Origin of the sequence: Pseudomonas sp. (assembly GCF_036404235.1) — a bacterium.
Taxonomy (GTDB): domain Bacteria; phylum Pseudomonadota; class Gammaproteobacteria; order Pseudomonadales; family Pseudomonadaceae; genus Aquipseudomonas.
On the sequence record NZ_DASWOT010000170.1, the window covers coordinates 14,688 to 36,978 of the forward strand.

General features: G+C 56.9%; 18 protein-coding genes. 17 read left to right on the forward strand and 1 reads right to left on the reverse strand.

What is annotated here, in order from left to right:
* The first annotated feature begins 50 nt into the window (after nt 1-50).
* From rseP to ispD, 16 genes are all read left to right on the forward strand, one after another.
* The gene (rseP, locus tag VGC62_RS21320) at nt 51-1,403 is read left to right on the forward strand and encodes a sigma E protease regulator RseP (RefSeq protein WP_331189059.1); all 1,353 of its coding nucleotides are present in this window, start codon (nt 51-53) and stop codon (nt 1,401-1,403) included.
* 75 nt (nt 1,404-1,478) lie between these two features.
* Nucleotides 1,479-3,869, forward strand: a complete 2,391-nt coding sequence (bamA, locus tag VGC62_RS21325) for an outer membrane protein assembly factor BamA (protein ID WP_331189060.1) — start codon at nt 1,479-1,481, stop codon at nt 3,867-3,869.
* Between the two features lie 45 nt (nt 3,870-3,914).
* Nucleotides 3,915-4,418: an OmpH family outer membrane protein gene (locus VGC62_RS21330; RefSeq protein WP_331189061.1), complete on the forward strand. Its 504-nt coding sequence runs from the start codon at nt 3,915-3,917 to the stop codon at nt 4,416-4,418.
* 4 nt (nt 4,419-4,422) lie between these two features.
* A complete protein-coding gene (gene lpxD, locus VGC62_RS21335) occupies nt 4,423-5,478 on the forward strand; it encodes a UDP-3-O-(3-hydroxymyristoyl)glucosamine N-acyltransferase (protein WP_331189062.1) in 1,056 nt (351 codons plus the stop codon).
* 112 nt (nt 5,479-5,590) lie between these two features.
* Complete coding sequence (fabZ, locus tag VGC62_RS21340; RefSeq protein ID WP_331189063.1) at nt 5,591-6,031, forward strand: 3-hydroxyacyl-ACP dehydratase FabZ; 441 nt, start codon at nt 5,591-5,593, stop codon at nt 6,029-6,031.
* Nucleotides 6,028-6,804 carry an acyl-ACP--UDP-N-acetylglucosamine O-acyltransferase gene (lpxA, locus tag VGC62_RS21345; protein ID WP_331189064.1) on the forward strand — a complete coding sequence of 259 codons (777 nt, stop codon included), beginning with the start codon at nt 6,028-6,030 and terminating at the stop codon, nt 6,802-6,804. The genes fabZ and lpxA overlap by 4 nt, the downstream gene beginning before the upstream one ends.
* A 2-nt stretch (nt 6,805-6,806) precedes the next feature.
* Nucleotides 6,807-7,940: a lipid-A-disaccharide synthase gene (gene lpxB / locus VGC62_RS21350; protein WP_331189065.1), complete on the forward strand. Its 1,134-nt coding sequence runs from the start codon at nt 6,807-6,809 to the stop codon at nt 7,938-7,940.
* A gap of 14 nt (nt 7,941-7,954) precedes the next feature.
* The gene (gene rnhB / locus VGC62_RS21355; RefSeq protein WP_331189066.1) at nt 7,955-8,596 is read left to right on the forward strand and encodes a ribonuclease HII; all 642 of its coding nucleotides are present in this window, start codon (nt 7,955-7,957) and stop codon (nt 8,594-8,596) included.
* A gap of 71 nt (nt 8,597-8,667) precedes the next feature.
* The gene (dnaE, locus tag VGC62_RS21360; RefSeq protein WP_331189067.1) at nt 8,668-12,189 is read left to right on the forward strand and encodes a DNA polymerase III subunit alpha; all 3,522 of its coding nucleotides are present in this window, start codon (nt 8,668-8,670) and stop codon (nt 12,187-12,189) included.
* A gap of 166 nt (nt 12,190-12,355) precedes the next feature.
* Nucleotides 12,356-13,303, forward strand: coding sequence for an acetyl-CoA carboxylase carboxyl transferase subunit alpha (gene accA / locus VGC62_RS21365; RefSeq protein ID WP_331189068.1), 948 nt, complete (start codon nt 12,356-12,358; stop codon nt 13,301-13,303).
* 54 nt (nt 13,304-13,357) lie between these two features.
* Entirely contained in the window at nt 13,358-14,695 is a 1,338-nt protein-coding gene (gene tilS / locus VGC62_RS21370) for a tRNA lysidine(34) synthetase TilS (RefSeq protein WP_331189069.1), read from the forward strand.
* A 266-nt stretch (nt 14,696-14,961) separates the two neighbouring features.
* Nucleotides 14,962-16,593: a CTP synthase gene (locus tag VGC62_RS21375; protein ID WP_331189070.1), complete on the forward strand. Its 1,632-nt coding sequence runs from the start codon at nt 14,962-14,964 to the stop codon at nt 16,591-16,593.
* A 15-nt stretch (nt 16,594-16,608) separates the two neighbouring features.
* A complete protein-coding gene (kdsA, locus tag VGC62_RS21380) occupies nt 16,609-17,454 on the forward strand; it encodes a 3-deoxy-8-phosphooctulonate synthase (protein ID WP_331189071.1) in 846 nt (281 codons plus the stop codon).
* A gap of 169 nt (nt 17,455-17,623) precedes the next feature.
* Nucleotides 17,624-18,910 carry a phosphopyruvate hydratase gene (eno, locus tag VGC62_RS21385; RefSeq protein WP_331189072.1) on the forward strand — a complete coding sequence of 429 codons (1,287 nt, stop codon included), beginning with the start codon at nt 17,624-17,626 and terminating at the stop codon, nt 18,908-18,910.
* A 157-nt stretch (nt 18,911-19,067) separates the two neighbouring features.
* Nucleotides 19,068-19,346, forward strand: coding sequence for a cell division protein FtsB (ftsB, locus tag VGC62_RS21390; protein WP_331189073.1), 279 nt, complete (start codon nt 19,068-19,070; stop codon nt 19,344-19,346).
* 10 nt (nt 19,347-19,356) lie between these two features.
* On the forward strand, nt 19,357-20,067 hold the full coding sequence (gene ispD, locus VGC62_RS21395) for a 2-C-methyl-D-erythritol 4-phosphate cytidylyltransferase (RefSeq protein WP_331189074.1): 711 nt from the start codon (nt 19,357-19,359) through the stop codon (nt 20,065-20,067).
* Nucleotides 20,068-20,135: 68 nt separating this feature from the next.
* Here ispD and VGC62_RS21400 read toward each other — a convergent pair whose 3' ends face one another.
* Nucleotides 20,136-21,029 carry a LysR substrate-binding domain-containing protein gene (locus tag VGC62_RS21400; RefSeq protein WP_331189075.1) on the reverse strand — a complete coding sequence of 298 codons (894 nt, stop codon included), beginning with the start codon at nt 21,027-21,029 and terminating at the stop codon, nt 20,136-20,138.
* A 105-nt stretch (nt 21,030-21,134) separates the two neighbouring features.
* On the opposite strand from VGC62_RS21400, the gene VGC62_RS21405 reads away from it, so the two are divergent.
* Complete coding sequence (locus VGC62_RS21405; RefSeq protein WP_331189076.1) at nt 21,135-22,247, forward strand: S-(hydroxymethyl)glutathione dehydrogenase/class III alcohol dehydrogenase; 1,113 nt, start codon at nt 21,135-21,137, stop codon at nt 22,245-22,247.
* Nucleotides 22,248-22,291 lie beyond the last annotated feature (44 nt).

Here is a 22,291-nt window from a genome sequence, read left to right on the forward strand (position 1 = left end):
ATGATATTGCAGCTCGCACGCGTGGATAAACCGGTACCTGGAGAACAGCAATGAGCGCGCTATATATGATTGTCGGCACCCTGGTAGCTCTGGGCGTGCTGGTGACCTTTCACGAGTTTGGCCATTTTTGGGTGGCTCGGCGTTGTGGCGTCAAGGTTTTGCGGTTTTCGGTCGGCTTCGGTATGCCGCTGCTTCGCTGGCATGACCGCAAGGGTACAGAGTTTGTAGTTGCCGCTATTCCGTTAGGTGGCTACGTCAAAATGCTGGATGAGCGTGAAGGCGAGGTTCCGCCGGAACTCGCCGATCAATCGTTCAATCGCAAGTCCGTCTATCAGCGCATTGCTATTGTCATCGCGGGTCCGGTTGCCAACTTTTTGTTGGCAATTGTGTTTTTCTGGGGCCTCGCAATGCTGGGCAGCCAGCAGGTGCGTCCGGTCATCGGCGCGGTCGAGGCGGGGAGTCTCGCCGAAAAGGCAGGTCTGACGTCGGGGCAGGAAATCGTCTCGGTCGATGGAGAAGCGACTTCCGGCTGGGCCGCAGTCAATCTTCAGTTGGTCCGTCGTCTCGGTGAAAGCGGCACGATTGCGCTGCATGTGCGTGATCAGGACTCTGCTGCGGAGTCTGCGCATCAATTGGCCCTGAGAGACTGGCTCAAGGGCGCTGACGAGCCTGACCCGATTCGCTCGCTCGGTATCCGTCCATGGCGTCCTGCGCTGCCGCCTATTCTCGCTGAACTCGACGCAAAAGGGCCCGCACAGGCCGCTGGATTGAAAACAGGTGATCGCTTGCTGGCGCTTGATGGTCAGCCGCTCAACGAATGGCAACAAGTTGTCGACTGGGTTCGTGTCCGTCCTGAGACCAAAATCTCATTGCGTGTCGAGCGTGACGGTGCGCAAATTGACGTTCCCGTGACCTTGGCGACACGTGGCGAAGGCAAATCTGCTACCGGTTATCTCGGGGCTGGGGTCAAGGGTGTCGATTGGCCGCCCGAAATGCTTCGCGAGGTGAGTTACGGTCCCGTGGCCGCCGTTGCGGAGGGTGCGCGTCGTACTTGGACCATGAGTGTCCTGACCTTGGATTCGCTCAGGAAAATGTTGTTCGGCGAGCTGTCCGTAAAAAACTTGAGCGGACCGATAACCATTGCTAAAGTGGCGGGCGCTTCGGCCCAGTCAGGTGTCGGTGACTTCTTGAATTTCCTTGCTTATCTGAGCATAAGCCTGGGAGTTCTCAATTTGCTGCCCATTCCAGTGTTGGACGGGGGGCATTTGCTGTTTTATCTGATCGAGTGGGCGCGTGGTCGTCCCTTGTCGGAAAAGGTACAGGGCTGGGGGGTTCAGATCGGTATCAGTCTGGTGGTCGGAGTGATGTTGCTCGCACTGGTCAACGATCTGGGACGACTGTAAAAGCTACACCGAATTGTGAATCTGCCGCATTTTGCGGCAGTTTGTTTATTGCCAGTTGGAATAAGAAAGGACTTCATGAAACGTCTGCTGCTAACTGCGGTTCTTGCCGTACTGATGATCGCCGAAGTTCACGCCGAGTCCTTCACTATCTCCGATATCCGTGTCAACGGCCTGCAGCGCGTGTCCGCTGGCAGCGTCTTTGGTGCGTTGCCGCTGAACGTGGGTGAGCAGGCGGATGATGCGCGTCTGGTTGACGCTACTCGGGCGCTGTTCAAGACCGGATTCTTCCAGGATATTCAGTTGGGCCGCGACGGCGACGTCCTGGTCATCACTGTCGTCGAACGCCCCTCTGTTGCGAGTATTGAAATCGACGGCAACAAGGCAATCACCACCGAGGACCTGATGAAGGGCCTCAAGCAGTCAGGCCTGGCCGAAGGCGAAATCTTCCAGCGTGCGACGCTTGAGGGCGTACGTAACGAACTCCAGCGCCAGTACGTTGCGCAGGGTCGTTATTCCGCCGAAGTCGCGACCGAGGTCGTACCTCAGCCGCGTAACCGTGTGGGTCTGAAGATCAACATCAATGAAGGCGCCGTTGCTGCCATTCAGCACATCAATGTGGTGGGTAACAACGTTTTCCCTGATGAGGACCTGATCGATCTTTTCGAGCTGAAAACCACCAATTGGCTCTCCTTCTTCAAGAACGACGACAAGTACGCCCGGGAAAAGCTCTCTGGCGACCTGGAACGTCTGCGTTCGTACTACCTCGATCGCGGCTATATCAACATGGATATCGCCTCGACTCAGGTTTCCATCACGCCTGACAAGAAAAGCGTCTTTATCACCGTCAACATCAATGAAGGTGAAAAATACAGCGTCAAGTCGGTCAAGCTGAGCGGTGACCTTAAGGTTCCTGAAGATCAGGTCAAATCATTGCTGCTGGTCAAGCCGGGTCAGGTTTTCTCGCGCAAGGTCATGACTACCACGTCTGAACTGATTACTCGTCGTCTCGGCAACGAGGGCTACACCTTCGCCAACGTCAATGGCGTGCCGACCCCGCATGATGAAGATCACACGGTCGATATCACCTTTGTGGTAGACCCGGGCAAACGTGCCTATGTCAACCGTATCAACTTCCGTGGCAACACCAAGACCGCCGACGAAGTACTACGCCGTGAAATGCGTCAGATGGAAGGCGGCTGGGCATCTACCTACCTGATCGACCAATCCAAAACCCGTCTTGATCGTCTGGGCTTCTTCAAGGAAGTGAACGTCGAAACCCCGCCGGTGCCAGGCACCGATGATCAGGTCGATGTGAACTATGCCGTAGAAGAGCAAGCATCCGGCTCGATCACCGCCAGTGTTGGTTTCGCGCAGAGCGCCGGTCTGATCCTCGGTGGCTCGATCAGCCAGAACAACTTCCTGGGTACGGGTAACAAGGTCAGCATCGGTTTGACCCGCAGTGAATACCAGACCCGCTACAACTTCAGCTATGTTGATCCGTACTTTACGCCGGACGGTGTGAGCCTGGGTTACAGCGCCTTCTACCGTAAAACCGACTACGATGACCTCGACGTCGACGTGGCGAGCTACTCGGTGAACAGCCTGGGTGCCGGTATCAACATGGGCTACCCGATCAATGAAACGTCGCGTCTGAACTTCGGCCTGTCCGTGCAGAACGATGAACTGAGCACCGGTCGCTACACCGTCGACGAAATCTTCGACTTCATCGAGAAGGAAGGCGACAACTTCACCAACTTCAAAGGCTCCATCGGCTGGTCTGAGTCGACTTTGAACAAGGGCACCTTGCCGACCCGCGGTTCTTCCCAGAGCCTGACACTGGAAACCACCCTGCCGGGCAGTGACCTGTCGTTCTACAAAATCGATTATCGCGGCCAGTTGTTCCACCCGATCACCACCAACTACACCCTGCGTTTGCACTCGGAGCTGGGTTACGGTGACGGCTACGGTTCGACCTCCGGCCTGCCGTTCTATGAGAACTATTACGCAGGTGGCTTCAACTCCGTGCGCGGTTTCAAAGACAGCACCCTGGGTCCACGCAGCACGCCTAGTAAGGGTGAGGGAAACACTGGCGGCAAGCCTGGAACGACGCTGGATCCGGATCAGGATGCACTGCCGTTCGGCGGCAACGTCTTGATTTCGGGGGGGGCGGAAATTCTGTTCCCGCTACCGTTCATCAAGGATCAGCGCTCGCTGCGGACCTCGCTGTTCTGGGATGTTGGTAACGTCTTCAACACCAACTGTGGTTCGACCAAGTTCACGAATGATGGCGATAAGGTCGAGTGCAACGGTCCTGACCTTTCCGGACTGGCCAGCTCCGTCGGTGTCGGGGTGACCTGGATCACTGCGCTGGGCCCGTTGAGCTTCGCTCTGGCTATGCCGATCAAGAAGCCGGACGACAGCACCGAAACCCAGATCTTCCAATTTTCTCTCGGTCAGACCTTCTAATCGTCTGCCCTTCGATAACGACAACGGATTCTGTAGGAGTACATCGTGCGTAAGTTGACCCAATTGGCATTGCTGGCAACGGTTTTGATTGCCACTCCAGTATTTGCCGACATGAAAATAGCGGTACTGAACTATCAAATGGCGCTGCTGGAATCTGATGCAGCCAAGAAATACGCCGTTGATGCAGAGAAAAAATTTGGTCCACAACTGGCCAAGCTGAAAACACTGGAAAGCAGTGCCAAAGGCATTCAGGACCGTTTGGTCGCTGGTGGCGACAAGATGGCTCAGCCTGAACGTGAGCGTCTTGAGCTTGAATTCAAGCAAAAGGCCCGTGATTTCCAGTTCCAGTCCAAAGAGCTGAACGAAGCCAAGGCTGTTGCTGACCGCGAAATGCTCAAGCAGTTGAAGCCAAAGCTGGACCAGGCAGTGGAAGAAGTGATCAAGAAAGGTGCTTTTGATCTGGTGTTCGAGCGCGGTGCTGTGATTGACGTCAAGCCTCAGTACGACGTCACTCGCCAAGTCATCGAGCGCATGAATCAGCTGAAGTAATTTCATGACCGCGACCATCAAACTCGGTCAGTTGGCCGAGTTCCTCGGAGCCACGCTGCGTGGTCCTGCGGACAAGGAAATTACCGGACTGGCCACTTTGCAAGAGGCCGGTTCTGGGCAGGTCAGCTTTCTGGCCAATCCACAATATCGTAAATTCCTCGCCACGACCCACGCCTCTGCGGTGCTGCTTAAGCCGACAGACGCCGAACATTTTGCCGGGGATGCGCTGCTGATTGCCGATCCGTATTTGGCTTATGCACGAATTTCCCACTTGTTCGATCCCAAGCCCAAGGCTTCGGCAGGTATCCACCCGACTGCCGTGGTTGCCGATGATGCCCTGATTGATCCTACCGCCAGTATCGGTGCCTTTGCTGTCATCGAAAGCGCTGCGCGGATTGGTGCGGGGGTGACTGTTGGTGCTCATTGCTTCATCGGCGCGCGCAGCGTCATCGGTGAGGGCGGCTGGCTTGCCCCTCGAGTTACGCTTTATCACGATGTGCGTATCGGGCAGCGTGTGGTCATTCAGTCGGGAGCTGTACTTGGGGGTGAAGGCTTTGGTTTCGCCAACGAGAAAGGTGTCTGGCAAAAGATCGCGCAGATTGGCGGTGTCACTGTTGGTGATGACGTGGAGATCGGCGTGAATACCGCTATCGACCGCGGCGCCATGGACGACACCCGGATCGGTAACGGCGTGAAACTGGACAACCAGATCCAGATCGCTCACAACGTCCAGGTGGGTGATCACACCGCGATGGCCGCCTGTGTAGGGATTTCCGGCAGTGCCAGAATTGGCAAGCATTGCATGCTTGCTGGTGGCGTCGGTCTGGTGGGGCACATCGAGATTTGCGATGGGGTTTTCATCACGGGAATGACCATGGTCACCCGTTCGATTACCGAGCCTGGCTCCTATTCATCGGGTACTGCGATGCAGCCGGCCGCAGAATGGCGCAAGAGTGCCGCGCGGATGCGCCACCTGGATGAAATGGCGCGACGCCTTCAGCATCTGGAAAAGATTGTCGAGGCAGTGACCTCAGGCGGTAAAGCATCATCTGATGGCTGATACCTTTTTCTTATCAAGTGTGCACAGCCGATAAACTGCCTCCTTGATTTGCTAGAGGCGTGCTGCGCAACCGTCGCGCACTCCCAATCTTTACTACAGGCTTGCTCTCGAAATGATGGACATCAACGAAATTCGCGAATATCTGCCACACCGTTACCCGTTCCTGTTGGTGGATCGAGTGGTGGATCTGGATGTTGAGAGTAAAAGCATTCGTGCCTATAAGAATGTCAGCATCAATGAGCCCTTTTTCAACGGTCACTTCCCACAGCATCCAATCATGCCGGGCGTGCTGATCATTGAGGCCATGGCTCAGGCTGCGGGCATCCTGGGTTTCAAAATGCTTGACGTAAAACCTGCCGACGGCACTCTTTATTATTTCGTGGGCTCTGACAAGCTGCGTTTCCGTCAGCCTGTGCTGCCAGGCGATCAACTGATCCTTGAAGCGAAGTTCATCAGCTGCAAGCGTCAGATCTGGAAGTTCGAGTGCCAGGCGTCGGTTGATGGCAAGCCTGTATGCTCCGCAGAAATTATCTGTGCGGAACGTAAACTATGAGTTTGATTGACCCTCGCGCAATCATCGATCCGACGGCCATTCTGGCCGACAATGTGGAGGTCGGCCCTTGGTCGATCGTCGGGGCCGGTGTGGAAATTGGCGAGGGTACCGTGATTGGTCCACATGTGATCCTCCGGGGACCGACCAAAATCGGTAAGCACAACCACATCTACCAGTTTTCGTCGGTGGGTGAGGACACGCCTGACCTGAAGTACAAGGGTGAGGCTACCCGCCTGGTCATCGGCGATCACAACGTGATTCGTGAGGGTGTGACGATTCATCGCGGTACGATTCAGGACCGCTCGGAAACCACCCTGGGTGATCACAACCTGGTCATGGCCTATGCTCACATCGGCCATGACAGCGTCATCGGTAATAACTGCATCCTGGTGAACAACACGGCGTTGGCCGGCCATGTGCATGTTGACGACTGGGCGATACTCTCAGGCTTCACCCTGGTGCATCAGTATTGTCATATCGGCGCCCATAGTTTTTCTGGCATGGGGACCGCCATTGGCAAGGATGTCCCGGCATTCGTCACCGTGTTTGGCAACCCTGCCCAAGCGCGCAGCATGAACTTCGAAGGCATGCGCCGTCGTGGTTTCAGCGAAGACACGATCCATGCATTGCGCAACGCCTACAAGGTTGTATACCGCAAAGGGCTGACGGTTGATCAGGCTGTCGCTGAGTTGGCCGAAGCCTCAGCACAATTCCCTGAAGTGGCTTTGTTCCTTGAGTCCATCCAGACTTCGACCCGCGGCATCACACGTTAACCATGGCTACCTTGCGTATCGCGCTGGTTGCCGGTGAAGCCTCCGGTGACATTCTGGGCTCGGGGTTGATGCGCGCCATTAAAACTCGTCATCCAGAGGCCCAGTTCATCGGCGTTGGCGGTCCGCTCATGGAAGCTGAAGGGTTGATCTCCTACTTCCCGATGGAGCGCTTGTCGGTCATGGGGCTGGTGGAGGTGCTGGGTCGCCTGCAAGAGCTGTTGGCCCGTCGCAAAGCGCTGATTCAAACGCTCATCGGTGAGAAACCAGATGTCTTTATCGGTATCGATGCGCCGGATTTCACCCTCAATATCGAACTCAAATTGCATCAGGCCGGTATCAAGACCGTGCATTACGTCAGCCCGTCGGTGTGGGCGTGGCGACAGAAGCGAGTCTTGAAAATCCGTGAAGGCTGCGATTTGATGCTGACGCTGCTGCCTTTTGAGGCGCGGTTCTACGAAGAGAAAGGCGTGCCGGTGCGATTTGTTGGCCATCCGCTGGCGGACACTATCCCACTGCAAGCTGATCGTTACGCCGCGCGCACTGAGTTGGGTTTCGGCGACGGTCCGGTGGTGGCGCTCATGCCCGGCAGCCGCGGCAGCGAAGTCGGGCGGTTGGGCGCGCTGTTCTTCGATGCGGCCGAGCGACTGCTGGCGGCGCGTCCCGGCATACGTTTTGTACTTCCTTGCGCCAGTTCGCAGCGGCGGGCGCAGATCGAACAATTGCTTCACGGGCGCGACCTGCCGCTGACACTGCTTGATGGTCAGTCGCACCTGGCGTTGGCCGCCTGTGACGCGGTGCTGATCGCGTCAGGCACCGCGACGCTGGAAGCGCTGCTGTATAAACGACCGATGGTGGTTGCCTATCGCCTGGCGCCGCTGACCTTTTGGATACTCAAGCGTCTGGTGAAAAGTCCGTACATATCCCTGCCCAATCTGCTGGCGCAGCGTTTGCTGGTGCCTGAGCTGTTGCAGGATGCGGCGACCGCCGACTCGCTGGCACAGACGTTGCTGCCGTTACTGGACAACGGCGCAGCGCAGACGGCTGGTTTCGACGAGATTCACCGGACCTTGCGTCGCGATGCTTCCAATCAGGCCGCCGATGCGGTGTTGAGTCTGATTGGGCATTCGCCTTCATGATGAGTGCGCAAACAATGCAAATGGGTTTGGATTTCAATTTGGTTGAGGCGCTGGTCGCGGGTGTCGATGAAGTGGGCCGTGGACCGCTGTGTGGTGCCGTCGTGACCGCTGCGGTGATTCTTGACCCGGAGCGTCCCATTCTGGGGCTCAATGATTCGAAAAAGCTCACCGAAGCCAAGCGCGAAAAGTTGTTCGATGAGATCTGCGAGAAAGCACTGTGTTGGCATATTGGTCGCGCCGAAGTCGAAGAAATCGATGAACTCAATATTCTCCATGCCACGATGCTGGCGATGAAGCGTGCTGTGGAAGGTTTGCTGATTACGCCGAAACTGGCGCTGATCGACGGCAATCGTTGCCCACAATTGTCGGTGCCCAGCGCCCCGGTGATTCAGGGTGATGCACTGGTCCCGGCTATTGCTGCGGCGTCGATCCTGGCAAAAGTAAGCCGAGACCGTGAAATGGCGGCCATGGAGCTGATTTACCCCGGCTACGGGATTGGCGGACACAAAGGTTACCCTACCCCATTTCACCTTGAAGCCCTGGCTCGATTGGGTCCAACGCCGATTCACCGGCGTTCGTTTGCCCCGGTGCGTGCGGCCTATGAAGCGCGTGATCTGATGATCGCCACGTCCTTCACGCCGCTACCGTTCAATTGATCGCGTGCTGATGTTTTCATAAGAGGCCGTTACAATCCGGCCTTCGTTTTCTGTGCTTTATAGGATCACCCATGCCGGCTTCTTTCGTTCATCTGCGCCTGCACACCGAATACTCCCTTGTTGATGGCCTGGTCCGGGTCAAGCCGTTGGTCAAGGCCTTGGCTGGTATGAGCATGCCTGCGGTGGCGGTGACCGATCAGAACAACATGTGCTCGCTGGTTAAGTTCTACAAGGCCGCGATGGGCGCCGGCATAAAGCCTATTTGCGGCGCCGACCTGTGGCTGGCGGGCAGAGACAAGGATGCGCCGCTCAGCCGTATCAGCCTGCTGGTGATGAATCCCAAAGGCTATCGCAATCTCACTGAGTTGATTTCTCGAGGTTTCATCGACGGTCAGCGTAATGGCATGGTGATTATCGAGCGTGAGTGGGTAGCCGAGGCCAATGAGGGCCTGATCGCCCTGTCTGCGGCCAAAGAAGGCGAGATTGGCATGGCATTGCTCGGTGGCAATCCGGGCGAAGCCGATCAACTGCTCAAAGAGTGGATGAGCGTTTTCCCGGACCGTTTTTACATTGAAGTACAGCGCACCAACCGCATCAACGATGAAGAGCATTTGCACGCCGCTGTGGCCCTGGCCGAGCGCCATGGTGCGCCACTGGTGGCGACCAACGATGTGCGCTTCATCAAGCAGGAAGACTTCGAAGCCCACGAAACCCGCGTGTGTATTGGCGAGGGCCGCGCCCTCGACGATCCGCGTCGGTCGCACAACTACAGCGATCAGCAGTACCTGAAAAGCGCCGCGCAAATGGCCGAGCTGTTCAGTGATCTGCCGGATGCGATTGAAAATACCGTCGAAATTGCCAAGCGCTGCAACATCGATGTAAAGCTGGGCACGCACTTTCTGCCCAACTTCCCGATCCCCGATGGCATGACCATTGATGAGTATTTCCGCAAGGTCTCCTTTGAGGGCCTTGAGGAGCGTCTTGCGGTGCTGTGGCCCAGAGAGACCACTCCCAACTATGAAGACAAGCGTCAGGTTTACATCGACCGGTTGAATTTCGAGCTGGATATCATCATTCAGATGGGTTTCCCCGGTTACTTCCTGATCGTGATGGACTTTATCCAATGGGCCAAGAGCAACGGCGTCCCGGTTGGGCCTGGCCGGGGGTCAGGTGCTGGATCTCTGGTGGCCTATGTGCAAAAGATCACCGACCTTGATCCGCTGCAATACGACCTGCTGTTCGAACGCTTCCTGAACCCCGAGCGGGTTTCCATGCCCGACTTTGACGTCGACTTTTGCATGGACGGTCGTGATCGGGTAATCGATTACGTGGCCGAAAAATACGGTCGCAACGCAGTAAGCCAGATCATCACCTTTGGTTCCATGGCGGCAAAGGCTGTGGTGCGTGACGTGGCGCGGGTGCAGGGCAAGTCCTACGGCCTGGCGGATCGTTTGTCCAAGATGATCCCGTTCGAAGTCGGCATGACCCTGGAAAAAGCCTACGAGCAGGAAGAAATCCTCCGTGACTTCCTCAAGGTTGACGAGGAAGCGGCGGAAATCTGGGAGATGGCGCGCAAGCTCGAGGGCGTTGTACGTAACGTCGGCAAGCACGCCGGTGGCGTGGTGATCGCGCCGACCAAACTGACGGACTTTTCGGCGATTTATTGCGACGAAGAGGGCGGTGGGCTGGTTACCCAGTTCGACAAGGATGACGTCGAAGCCGCTGGCTTGGTGAAGTTCGACTTCCTTGGTCTGCGTACGTTGACCATCATCGATTGGGCGCTTAAGACCATTAACCGCGACCGCGCCAAGGTCAACGAGCCGCCGCTGGACATCGCTTTCATTCCACTGGACGACGCGCCGACTTACGAACTGCTGCAAAAAGCCGAGACCACGGCCGTGTTCCAGCTTGAATCGCGCGGCATGAAAGAGCTGATCAAAAAGCTCAAGCCCGACTGCCTGGAAGACTTGATCGCACTGGTAGCGTTGTTTCGTCCGGGGCCGCTGCAATCTGGCATGGTGGATGACTTCATCAATCGTAAGCACGGGCGCGCCGAGCTGTCGTACCCTCACGTCGATTATCAATACGAGGGCCTGAAACCGGTTCTCGCGCCGACCTACGGCATCATTCTGTATCAGGAACAGGTGATGCAGATCGCACAGGTGATGGCGGGTTATACCCTCGGTGGTGCGGACATGCTGCGTCGCGCGATGGGTAAAAAGAAACCCGAGGAAATGGCCAAGCAGCGTGGCGGCTTTATTGATGGTTGCAAGACCAACAATATTGACCCTGACCTGGCAGGTAACATTTTCGATCTGGTGGAAAAGTTCGCCGGTTACGGCTTTAACAAGTCTCACTCGGCTGCTTATGGATTGGTGTCGTATCAGACCGCCTGGCTGAAAAAGCATTACCCCGCGCCGTTCATGGCCGCAGTGTTGTCGGCAGATATGCACAACACCGACAAGGTCGTGACCTTGATCGAAGAAGTGCGCACGATGAAGCTGCGTCTCGATGCGCCGGACGTGAACACCTCCGAATTCAAGTTCACGGTGAATGACGAAGGCCGCATCGTTTATGGCCTGGGTGCGATTAAAGGCGTGGGCGAGGGGCCGGTCGAGGCCATTACTGAAGCGCGGATGGCCGGGCCTTTTTCGGACCTGTTTGACTTCTGCGCACGGGTTGACCTTAAACGCGTCAACAAACGCACCCTCGACGGATTGATTCGCAGCGGTGCGCTGGACCGTCTGGGGCCGTATTTCTACGATGAACCCAAGCCGTATCAGGCCAACATCGACCGCAACCGTGCGGTATTGCTGACCGCGTTGGAAGAAGCGATTCAAGCCGCTGAGCAAACTGCGCGCAGCCACGACAGCGGCCACGCCGACTTGTTTGGCGGTCTGTTCGTTGAAGCTGACGCCGATGTCTATGCGAACCACCGCAACGCCAAGGAGGTCACTCTTAAAGAGCGGCTTCGTGGTGAGAAAGAAACGCTGGGGCTTTATCTGACGGGTCACCCAATTGATGAATACGAAGGCGAGATCAGGCGGTTTGCTCGTCAGCGCATCGTCGATCTGAAACCCGCACGCGACACCCAGACCGTTGCCGGCTTGATCATCAACCTGCGGGTCATGAAGAACAAAAAGGGCGACAAAATGGGCTTCATCACCCTTGATGACCGCTCCGGACGTATCGAGGCGTCGCTGTTCGCTGAAGCGTTTCACTCGGCGCAGTCGTTGTTGCAAACCGACGCGATGGTGGTGGTGGAAGGGGAGGTCAGCTCGGACGACTTCTCGGGTGGCCTGCGCTTGCGAGCCAAGCGGGTGATGAGTCTGGAAGAGGCTCGCACCGGATTGGCCGAAAGCTTGCGCCTTTCAGTGCATAGCGACGCGCTCAAAGGCGATCGGTTGCGCTGGCTGGGTGAATTGTGCAAGAAGCATCGCGGTGCATGCCCGATTACACTCGATTACACCGGGCTGGATGCCAAGGCGTTATTGCAGTTTGGCGAAGCGTGGCGAATCGATCCCGCAGATAGCTTGATTCAAGCACTGCGTGACCAGTTCGGACGAGAGAACGTCTTCCTGCAGTATCGTTGAACGCATAGAGGTTGGTACGACAGCTTGCCGCCAAGGCAGGTTGCATCCAGCCTCTATTCTCAGCCCTGAATTTTTAATCTCGACCTGAATGCGTCATCTCCCTTATGGTATGGCGCTTACGGAACAACCGGCCGGCCGCTTGGCCGTCGACCCAAGACGGATGCCTATGAACCCGAATTTTCTGGATTTCGAACAGCCGATCGCTGACCTGCAAGCCAAAATCGAAGAGCTGCGTCTGGTTGGTAATGACAACTCGCTGAACATTGGCGACGAAATCTCTCGACTGCAAGAGAAGAGCAATACGCTCACCGAAAGCATTTTCGGCAACCTGACCAGTTGGCAGATCGCGCGCATGGCGCGTCATCCGCGTCGCCCATACACCCTGGACTACATCGGGCATATCTTCACCGAGTTCGATGAACTGCACGGTGATCGGCACTTCTCCGACGACGCAGCGATTGTTGGCGGTATAGCCCGTCTGGACGGTCAGCCGGTGATGGTCATCGGTCACCAGAAGGGCCGCGAAGTACGCGAAAAGGTTCGTCGCAACTTTGGCATGCCGCGTCCTGAAGGCTACCGCAAGGCTTGCCGTTTGATGGAAATGGCCGAGCGCTTCAAAATGCCGATCCTGACCTTTATCGACACGCCAGGGGCCTACCCAGGTATCGACGCTGAAGAGCGCAACCAGAGTGAGGCAATCGCCTGGAACCTGCGCGTGATGGCCCGTTTGAAAACCCCGATCATCGCGACCGTCATTGGTGAAGGTGGTTCGGGTGGCGCGTTGGCTATTGGCGTATGCGATCAGTTGAATATGCTGCAGTACTCCACCTACGCGGTGATCTCGCCGGAAGGCTGTGCTTCCATTTTGTGGAAAACTGCCGAAAAAGCACCGGAGGCTGCCGAAGCCATGGGTATCACGGCTGATCGCCTGAAAGGCTTGGGTATTGTCGATAAAGTCATCGGTGAGCCACTCGGTGGCGCGCACCGTGATCCTGCGCGTGCTGCGGCTTCGATCCGTGAAGAACTGAGCAGTCAGCTTGCGATGCTCAAAGGTTTTAATACCACCGAGCTGCTGGCTCGCCGCTATGATCGTTTGATGAGCTACGGCATTTAATCCAGCGTCATTGTCTTCTATCGTCCGGCCAGCGTTACGCAGGGTCTTTTCAGCATGAGCAAGCCGGACTCCATCAAAAAAGAACTTTGTGCCCGTTTGCTCTCGCGCCTTTCCCCTTGGCGTGAGGCAAGCGGTTGGCGAATTGCTTTTTCGGGCGGTCTCGACTCCACTGTCCTTCTGCATTTGCTCGCCGATCTCTCCCAGCACGAGTCTCTTCCGCCCCTGTACGCCCTGCATATCCATCACGGTCTTCAAGTTGCGGCCCAGAACTGGCCGGCGCATTGCCGCCGCGTGTGTCAGATTCTGGATGTTCCGTTGCAGGTCGTTTCGGTCCAGGTCCAGTCCGGGCCAAGTCTTGAACAAGCCGCCCGTGAAGCGCGTTACGCGGCGTTCAGCGAGGTGCTGTTAGAGGATGAGGTCTTGTTGACGGCGCAGCACCGGGATGATCAGGCCGAAACCTTGCTGTTTCGTCTTTTGCGTGGCGCGGGTGTTCGCGGGCTGGCGGCGATGCCCTTTGAGCGCGAGCTTGGTCTGGGCCGATTACTGCGGCCCTTGCTGGATGAGTCGCGTGAGCGGCTTGAGGCGTACGCGCGCCAGCAGGGGTTGAGCTGGGTGGAGGACCCGAGCAATGAAAATGGCCGTTTCTCGCGCAATTATTTGCGCCATCGGGTCATGCCGTTATTAGTCTCGCGCTGGCCGCAAGCGGTCGCCAGTATGGCGCGCACCGCCAGTCATTTGGCTGAAGCGCAAACCTTGTTGACCGAAATGGCTGAGCAAGATCTGGCTCAGGCGGCCACGGCATCGCCCTTCGACTGGCTGAACATTCCTTCATTGGAACTCGCGCCACTTGAGGCGCTGTCCCCGGCGCGGCAACGCAACGCACTGCGGCATTGGCTCGGATCGCGAACGCGCCTGCCCGACAGCGATCATTGGGCGGGCTGGGACAGCCTGCGAGACGCAGGGCCCGACGGACGGCCGATCTGGCGTCTGGCCGATGGACAGCTACATCGTGCAGAGGGCCGGATATGGTGGCTGGCAGGTGTCTGGATGCGCAATGTCAGCGGTTCCCACGCCTGGTCGATCCCTGAGGATCCGTTGGTCTTGCCGAGCAATGGGCAACTGGAGTTTGTCGGCCGGGCCCCTAAAGGCGGCTTGCACATGCACTATCGGCAAGGGGGGGAGGTGATGAATCTACCCGAGCGTGGGCGCCGTGATCTCAAAAGGCTACTTAATGAGCGCGGTGTACCTGTGTTTTTGCGTGGCCGACTGCCGCTGCTGTACCAGGGAGAGACCTTATTGGCCGTCGCTAACCTGCCTGGGTTGGACTCTGACCCCCGTGGCGACTGGCGATTGCATTGGAAACCACCGACGAATGACCAAAGTTTGAGCTGAAAGGCCGTTTCCGGTAGACTACGCTCCCTTCTTGATACAACTTCTGTCGATGCTTTTGGATCGACGAAAGTTGCCGGTTACCAGCCAGTCTTTACTGGGCGATTCTCAAAATGTGGCGAGCCATGGACAGACCTTTTTGGGTCAATGGTCCCGGCGCAACAATTTCGGAAGCGCACTGTGAGATATGCAGGTCATCGGGGGCTTCGGCCTTCCTTCGCTTTCCCCGGCGGCTCTGACCGCTTTAACGCAGACTTCTAGGGTTTTTCATGACGCGCTACATCTTCGTCACGGGCGGTGTTGTTTCTTCATTGGGGAAAGGCATCGCCTCGGCTTCATTGGCGGCCATCCTGGAGGCGAGGGGACTTAAGGTCACCATGCTTAAACTGGATCCGTACATTAACGTCGATCCGGGCACCATGAGCCCATTCCAGCACGGTGAAGTGTTCGTTACCCATGACGGCGCCGAAACCGACCTGGACCTGGGTCACTACGAGCGCTTCATTCGCACCACCATGACCCAGAACAACAACTTCACCACGGGCCGTGTGTACGAACACGTCCTGCGCAAGGAGCGCCGTGGTGATTATCTGGGCGCGACCATTCAGGTCATTCCGCACATCACCGACGAAATCAAGCGCCGCATCATCAAGGGCGCGGGTGACGCCGATGTCGCACTGGTCGAAATCGGCGGCACCGTGGGTGATATCGAGTCACAACCGTTCCTTGAAGCGATCCGCCAACTGCGCTTTGAAGTCGGCGCCCGCCGCGCAATGCTGATGCACCTGACACTGGTGCCCTATATTGCTACCGCTGGCGAAACCAAGACCAAACCGACTCAGCACTCGGTCAAGGAATTGCGCTCCATCGGCTTGCAGCCTGACGTACTGGTCTGCCGTTCCGATCACCCAATCGACATCTCGTCACGTCGCAAGATCGCTCAGTTCACCAACGTCGAAGAGCGTGCGGTCATTGCGCTCGAAGACGCCGACACCATCTACAAGATCCCGGGCATCCTGCATTCGCAAGGGTTGGATGACTTCGTCGTCGAGCGCTTCGGGTTGGAATGCTCCAGTGCCGATCTGTCCGAATGGGAAGCTGTGGTCGACGCCAAGCTCAATCCTGAGCATGAAGTCACCATCGCCATGGTCGGTAAGTACATGGAGCTGCTGGACGCCTACAAATCGCTGATCGAAGCGATGAGTCACGCTGGCATCACCAACCGCACCAAAGTCAATTTGCGCTATATCGACTCCGAAGACATCGAGAACCAGGGTACCGGCCTGCTTGAAGGCGTGGATGCGATTCTGGTACCCGGTGGCTTCGGTCTGCGCGGCGTGGAAGGCAAGATCACCGCGGTTCAGTTTGCTCGCGAAAACAAAGTGCCGTATCTGGGGATTTGCCTGGGCATGCAAGTGGCGGTCATCGAATTCGCCCGCAACGTGCTGGGCTGGAAAGATGCTAACTCCACCGAGTTCGATCGCAGCAGTCCGCACCCGGTCGTTGGCCTGATCACCGAGTGGGAAGATGCCACCGGCGCGGTCGAAACCCGTACCGAAACCTCCGATCTGGGCGGCACCATGCGTTTGGGCGCACAGGAGTGCCAACTTGAAATCGGTTCGCTGGTGCATGACTGCTACGCCAAGGACGTGATTGTCGAGCGTCACCGTCATCGTTATGAGGTGAACAACAACCTGTTGCCTCAGTTGATCGACGCTGGCCTGAAGATTTCCGGCCGTTCTGGTGATGGTGCGTTGGTTGAGGTGGTTGAAGCGCCGGATCATCCATGGTTCGTCGCTTGCCAGTTCCACCCCGAGTTCACCTCGACGCCACGCGACGGTCATCCGCTATTCAGCGGTTTCGTCAAGGCAGCGCTTGTTCAACACCAGAAAACGGCCTGATAGGGAACTTATTACATGGCACAGAAAACCATCCGCGTCGGTTCCATCGACATTGCCAACGACAAACCAATGGTCTTGTTCGGTGGCATGAATGTTCTGGAATCACGTGATATGGCCATGCAGGTCTGTGAAGAGTACGTGCGGGTTACCGAGAAGCTTGGCATCCCATACGTGTTCAAGGCGAGCTTTGACAAGGCCAATCGGTCTTCGGTGAACTCTTATCGCGGTCCTGGCCTGGAAGCAGGCATGCGCATTTTCGAAGAGATCAAAAGCACTTTTAATGTGCCGGTGATCACCGATGTGCATGAACCGTATCAGGCCGCTGCCGTGGCTGAAGTCTGCGACATCATTCAGTTGCCAGCCTTTTTGTCGCGTCAGACTGACCTTGTGGTCGCCATGGCCAAGACTGGCGCAGTGATCAACATCAAGAAAGCCCAGTTTCTCGCGCCCCAGGAAATGAAGCACATCCTGAGCAAGTGCGAAGAGGCAGGTAATGATCAGCTGATTCTGTGCGAGCGCGGTTCCAGCTTCGGCTACAACAACCTGGTTGTGGACATGCTCGGCTTTGGCATCATGAAGTCGTTCGAATACCCGGTGTTCTTTGACGTGACCCATGCATTGCAAATGCCGGGCGGTCGCTCCGACTCGGCGGGTGGTCGTCGAGCCCAGGTTACCGATCTGGCCAAGGCCGGCATGAGCCAGGGGTTGGCGGGCCTGTTCCTTGAGGCGCATCCCGATCCGGACAACGCCAAGTGCGACGGTCCTTGCGCGTTGCGTCTGAACAAGCTGGAGCCGTTCCTGACCCAGCTCAAGGCGCTGGATGAGCTGATCAAAAGCTTCCCGCCAGTCGAAACCGCGTAAGACATGCTTCTCCGGCACGGCACCCTCCGGTAAAGTGCGCTCGTTCTTTTCCCGACCGATGGGTCGGGAATTTTGTCGTTTCAAGGCCTGCCCGCTTTCCCGGAGCCTTGAGATACCAGGTCGTTTTTCCAGCTGCGTCGTTTTCGTCAATCTTGGAGTGTTTACAACAATGGCAAGAATCGTCGACATCAAAGGTCGTGAAGTTCTCGACTCCCGTGGCAATCCCACCGTGGAAGCAGATGTGCTCCTCGACAACGGCATCATCGGCAGTGCATGCGCGCCGTCCGGTGCTTCCACCGGCTCGCGTGAAGCACTTGAGCTGCGTGATGGCGACAAGAGCCGTTATCTGGGCAAAGGCGTGCTCAAAGCTGTGGCCAACATCAATGGCCCGATTCGCGACTTGCTGCTGGGTACAGACCCGGTCGACCAAAAAGCGCTGGATCAGGCAATGATCAAGCTCGATGGCACCGAAAACAAAGCCAGCCTGGGCGCCAATGCAATCCTCGCTGTGTCTCTGGCTGCTGCCAAAGCGGCTGCTCAGGATCAGGATCTGCCGCTGTACGCGCACATCGCTAACCTGAATGGCACTCCGGGTGTGTACTCGATGCCGGTCCCGATGATGAACATCATCAACGGTGGCGAGCATGCCGATAACAACATCGATATTCAGGAATTCATGATTCAGCCGGTGGGCGCTAAAACGTTCTCTGAAGGTCTGCGCTGGGGCACTGAAATCTTCCATCACCTTAAGGCTGTGCTCAAAGCCCGTGGCTTGAACACTGCTGTGGGTGACGAAGGCGGTTTCGCACCGAACCTCAATTCAAACGCAGACGCACTGGACGCGATTGCCGAAGCGGTCGCCAATGCCGGTTACAAGCTGGGCACAGACGTGACCCTGGCCCTGGACTGTGCGGCTAGCGAGTTCTACAAGAACGGCAAGTACACGCTGAGCGAAGAAGGCGAGTACGACTCTGCTGGTTTCGCCGACTACCTGGCTGAACTGGTCAGTAAGCACCCGATCATCTCCATCGAAGACGGTCTGGACGAGTCCGACTGGGCCGGCTGGAAAGTTCTCACCGACAAGATCGGCGACAAGATCCAACTGGTCGGCGATGACCTGTTCGTGACCAATACCAAGATCCTGAAAGAAGGTATCGACAAGAAGATCGCTAACTCGATCCTGATCAAGTTCAACCAGATCGGTACCCTGACCGAAACCCTGGAAGCTATCCAGATGGCCAAGGCCGCGGGCTATACCGCAGTCATTTCGCACCGTTCGGGTGAAACCGAAGACTCCACCATTGCCGATCTGGCCGTGGGTACCGCCGCTGGTCAGATCAAAACCGGTTCTTTGAGCCGTTCCGACCGTATGGCCAAGTACAACCAACTGCTGCGTATTGAAGAGCAATTGGGCAGCAAGGCGAAATACAATGGTCGCGGTGAGTTTCGCGGCTGAGTCGGAGATGGTAAAAAGGCAGCAGGCGCTGTAGGAAAATTCGCTATAAACGATTTTTCCTGACGTTCTGAACCCTGAGTCCGGTAAACCCCGGGCTCAAGTTCGCTTCAAATGGTCGGCTCTGCTGTCTTTCTCCACCGGGTAACTGATATTTCCAATGCGCAGTCCTAACTGGTTGTTCCTCGTTCTGCTCTTGCTGCTCGCTGGCTTGCAATACCGTCTGTGGGTCGGTAACGGTAGCTTGGCGCAGGTGGCCAGCTTGACTCAACAAATCGCCGATCAGCATGCTGAAAACGACGTGTTGCTGGAGCGCAACCGAGTGCTCGACGCCGAAGTACTGGAGCTGAAAAAAGGCCTGGAGACTGTCGAGGAGCGCGCCCGTCATGAGTTGGGCATGGTCAAGGACGGCGAGACTCTCTACCAGTTGGCGCAATGACGTTGGTGCAATGAACCATTATCTTCCTGCCTTTTGGGCAGTGATTCCCGCAGCGGGTGTGGGTGCTCGCATGGCGGCGGATCGTCCCAAGCAGTATCTGCAACTGGGCGGTCTCACCATTCTGGAACACAGCCTGCTTTGTTTTCTCGATCACCCCCGGCTCAAGGGGTTGGTGATTAGTCTGGCGGTGGACGACCCTTATTGGCCGACATTGCCTTGCGCTCTGGATTCAAGAATTCAGCGTGTGGACGGTGGCAAGGAGCGTTCGGATTCAGTGCTCAATGCACTTGTGCATTTGCATGCGCAAGGCGCAGACGATAACGATTGGGTGCTGGTACACGATGCCGCGCGCCCGAACCTCGCCCGTAGCGATCTGGATAACCTGCTCCGTGAATTGGCTGACGATCCTGTCGGCGGGCTGCTCGCGGTGCCAGCAAAAGACACGCTCAAGCGCGCTGACAACAATGGGCGGGTGACTGAAACCGTCGACCGCAGCCTGATTTGGCAAGCCTACACGCCACAGATGTTTCGTCTGGGCGCGTTGCACCGGGCGTTGGCTGACAGTTTGGTGTCGAATGTCGCGATCACCGACGAAGCATCGGCTATCGAATGGGCGGGCCAGTCGCCACGTCTGATCGAAGGGCGCGCTGACAACATCAAAGTGACGCGACCTGAGGACCTAGAATGGCTGCGGCAGCGACGCGGCGATTTCGCTCGCTAATGAAGCGGTGTCCTGGAGCGGATGGATCTGGTTCTAACTGTGAAGCCGCCTCGCCAACAAGTTGGCTCCTACAGATACTCCTCCCGCATCGCCAGTCCCTCTTTCAAATAATCCACCAGCTTCCTCACTTTCGGCGACAAATGTCGTTGCTGTGGATAGAGCCCCCAAACGGCGGTATTGGGCGGCTGATGCGCCTCAAGTAGCGAGACCAATGCGCCACTTTTTAGATAGCCCAGCACGTAATAATCCGGTAACTGACAGAGGCCGACGCCGTGCAGCGCTGCATCGAGCACCGCCTGTCCGCTGTTGCAGCGCCAGTTTCCATGAACTCGCTGGGAAAATTCCTTACCGTTTTGCTGGAGCAGCCAAGTGTCGGAACTGCCAATCAGGCAGTTATGCCGGCTTAGCTCCGACACACTATGAGGACGGCCGTAACGCTCCAGGTAAGAGGGCGCGGCGCACAGGTACATCCTGCGTGGCGCCAGGCGCGTTGCCACCAGGCGAGACTCCTGCAAACGGCCCAGCCTGATCGCCAGGTCCATGCCTTCATGTACAAGGTCCAGCGTGTTGTTGGTCAATTCGATGTCAATTCGCAGTTGCGGGTATTCATCCATGAAGCGCGTCACCAGAGGCGCGATAAACCGTTCGCCGTAAGCAACAGCGCAAGTCATGCGCAATAAGCCCTTGGGTTCGCTGGTGAGATCGCCTACCGCGCGCAATGCTTCTTCGCGCCCGTCCTGCAAGCGTTGGCAGTGATGCAGGAACGTCTGGCCAGCCTCAGTTAAGGCGACGCGCCGGGTGCTGCGATACAGCAGCCGCGTTTGTAGCCGCTCTTCCAGGCGGGCGATCTGCCGACTGATGTGCGATGACGAAACACCCAGGCGCTCAGCGGCTGCTGTGAACTGGCCGCACTCAGCGACTGCAACGAACTCATCCAGCCCTTCCCAGCGATTGGTGTACATCGATTATCCCTGTGCAGCATTAATGTTTTGCTTTTGGTCGGATTATTCATCAATCAGTCATGTATTACACTCCGTGGCTTGTATTTACTTCGCTGGAGAAGATTGATGATTAAGTCACGTGCTGCCGTTGCCTTTGAACCCAACAAACCTTTGCAAATCGTGGAAGTAGACGTCGAGGCGCCGAAGGCAGGTGAGGTGCTGGTACGCATCGTGGCCACCGGCGTGTGCCATACCGATGCCTACACGCTGTCCGGTGCGGACTCCGAAGGCGTATTTCCTTGCATCCTCGGTCACGAAGGTGGCGGCATCGTCGAGGCGGTTGGCGAGGGCGTGACTTCCCTGGCCGTAGGCGACCACGTGATTCCGCTCTATACCGCTGAATGTCGCGAGTGCAAATTCTGTCTGTCCGGTAAAACCAACTTGTGTCAGAAAGTGCGCGCAACCCAAGGCAAAGGCCTGATGCCCGATGGCACCAGCCGTTTCAGCTATAAAGGTCAGCCGATCTACCATTACATGGGCTGTTCCACTTTTTCCGAGTACACCGTACTGCCGGAAATCTCCCTGGCAAAAATTCCCAAGGAGGCGCCGCTGGAGAAGGTCTGCCTGCTCGGTTGCGGCGTCACGACGGGGATCGGCGCGGTGTTGAACACTGCCAAAGTGGAAGAAGGCGCGACCGTCGCTGTTTTCGGCCTGGGAGGCATCGGTCTGGCAGCGATCATCGGTGCGAAGATGGCCAAGGCCTCGCGCATCATCGCCATCGATATCAATCCGTCCAAGTTCGACGTGGCGCGTGAACTGGGTGCGACCGACTTCATCAATCCGAAGGACTACGACAAGCCTATTCAGGACGTTATCGTCGATTTGACCGATGGCGGCGTGGACTACAGCTTTGAATGCATTGGCAACGTGCAGCTGATGCGCGCCGCGCTGGAATGCTGCCATAAAGGGTGGGGTGAATCGGTGATCATCGGTGTGGCGGCTGCCGGGCAGGAAATTTCCACTCGGCCGTTCCAATTGGTGACCGGCCGCGTTTGGCGTGGCTCGGCATTCGGTGGCGTGAAAGGGCGCACCGAACTGCCAAGCTACGTGGAGAAATCGCAGACCGGCGAGATCCCGCTGGACACCTTCATTACCCACACCATGGGCCTGGAAGGCATCAATGAAGCGTTCGACTTGATGCATGAAGGCAAGAGCATTCGTACCGTCATTCATTTCTAAACCGCAGCCTCAAGCTGCAAGTTTCAAGCTGTAAGAGGAGAGGC

Bases quoted from the DNA above. Each gene is read 5' to 3' on its own strand.
- VGC62_RS21405 (WP_331189076.1), top strand. From the start codon at position 21,135: ATGATTAAGTCACGTGCTGCCGTTGCCTTTGAACCCAACAAACCTTTG.
- bamA (WP_331189060.1), top strand. From the start codon at position 1,479: ATGAAACGTCTGCTGCTAACTGCGGTTCTTGCCGTACTGATGATCGCC.
- eno (WP_331189072.1), top strand. From the start codon at position 17,624: ATGGCAAGAATCGTCGACATCAAAGGTCGTGAAGTTCTCGACTCCCGT.
- fabZ (WP_331189063.1), top strand. From the start codon at position 5,591: ATGATGGACATCAACGAAATTCGCGAATATCTGCCACACCGTTACCCG.
- lpxD (WP_331189062.1), top strand. From the start codon at position 4,423: ATGACCGCGACCATCAAACTCGGTCAGTTGGCCGAGTTCCTCGGAGCC.
- lpxB (WP_331189065.1), top strand. From the start codon at position 6,807: ATGGCTACCTTGCGTATCGCGCTGGTTGCCGGTGAAGCCTCCGGTGAC.
- rnhB (WP_331189066.1), top strand. From the start codon at position 7,955: ATGCAAATGGGTTTGGATTTCAATTTGGTTGAGGCGCTGGTCGCGGGT.
- ftsB (WP_331189073.1), top strand. From the start codon at position 19,068: ATGCGCAGTCCTAACTGGTTGTTCCTCGTTCTGCTCTTGCTGCTCGCT.
- tilS (WP_331189069.1), top strand. From the start codon at position 13,358: ATGAGCAAGCCGGACTCCATCAAAAAAGAACTTTGTGCCCGTTTGCTC.
- VGC62_RS21400 (WP_331189075.1), bottom strand. From the start codon at position 21,029: ATGTACACCAATCGCTGGGAAGGGCTGGATGAGTTCGTTGCAGTCGCT.
- rseP (WP_331189059.1), top strand. From the start codon at position 51: ATGAGCGCGCTATATATGATTGTCGGCACCCTGGTAGCTCTGGGCGTG.
- VGC62_RS21375 (WP_331189070.1), top strand. From the start codon at position 14,962: ATGACGCGCTACATCTTCGTCACGGGCGGTGTTGTTTCTTCATTGGGG.
- kdsA (WP_331189071.1), top strand. From the start codon at position 16,609: ATGGCACAGAAAACCATCCGCGTCGGTTCCATCGACATTGCCAACGAC.
- dnaE (WP_331189067.1), top strand. From the start codon at position 8,668: ATGCCGGCTTCTTTCGTTCATCTGCGCCTGCACACCGAATACTCCCTT.
- accA (WP_331189068.1), top strand. From the start codon at position 12,356: ATGAACCCGAATTTTCTGGATTTCGAACAGCCGATCGCTGACCTGCAA.
- ispD (WP_331189074.1), top strand. From the start codon at position 19,357: ATGAACCATTATCTTCCTGCCTTTTGGGCAGTGATTCCCGCAGCGGGT.
- lpxA (WP_331189064.1), top strand. From the start codon at position 6,028: ATGAGTTTGATTGACCCTCGCGCAATCATCGATCCGACGGCCATTCTG.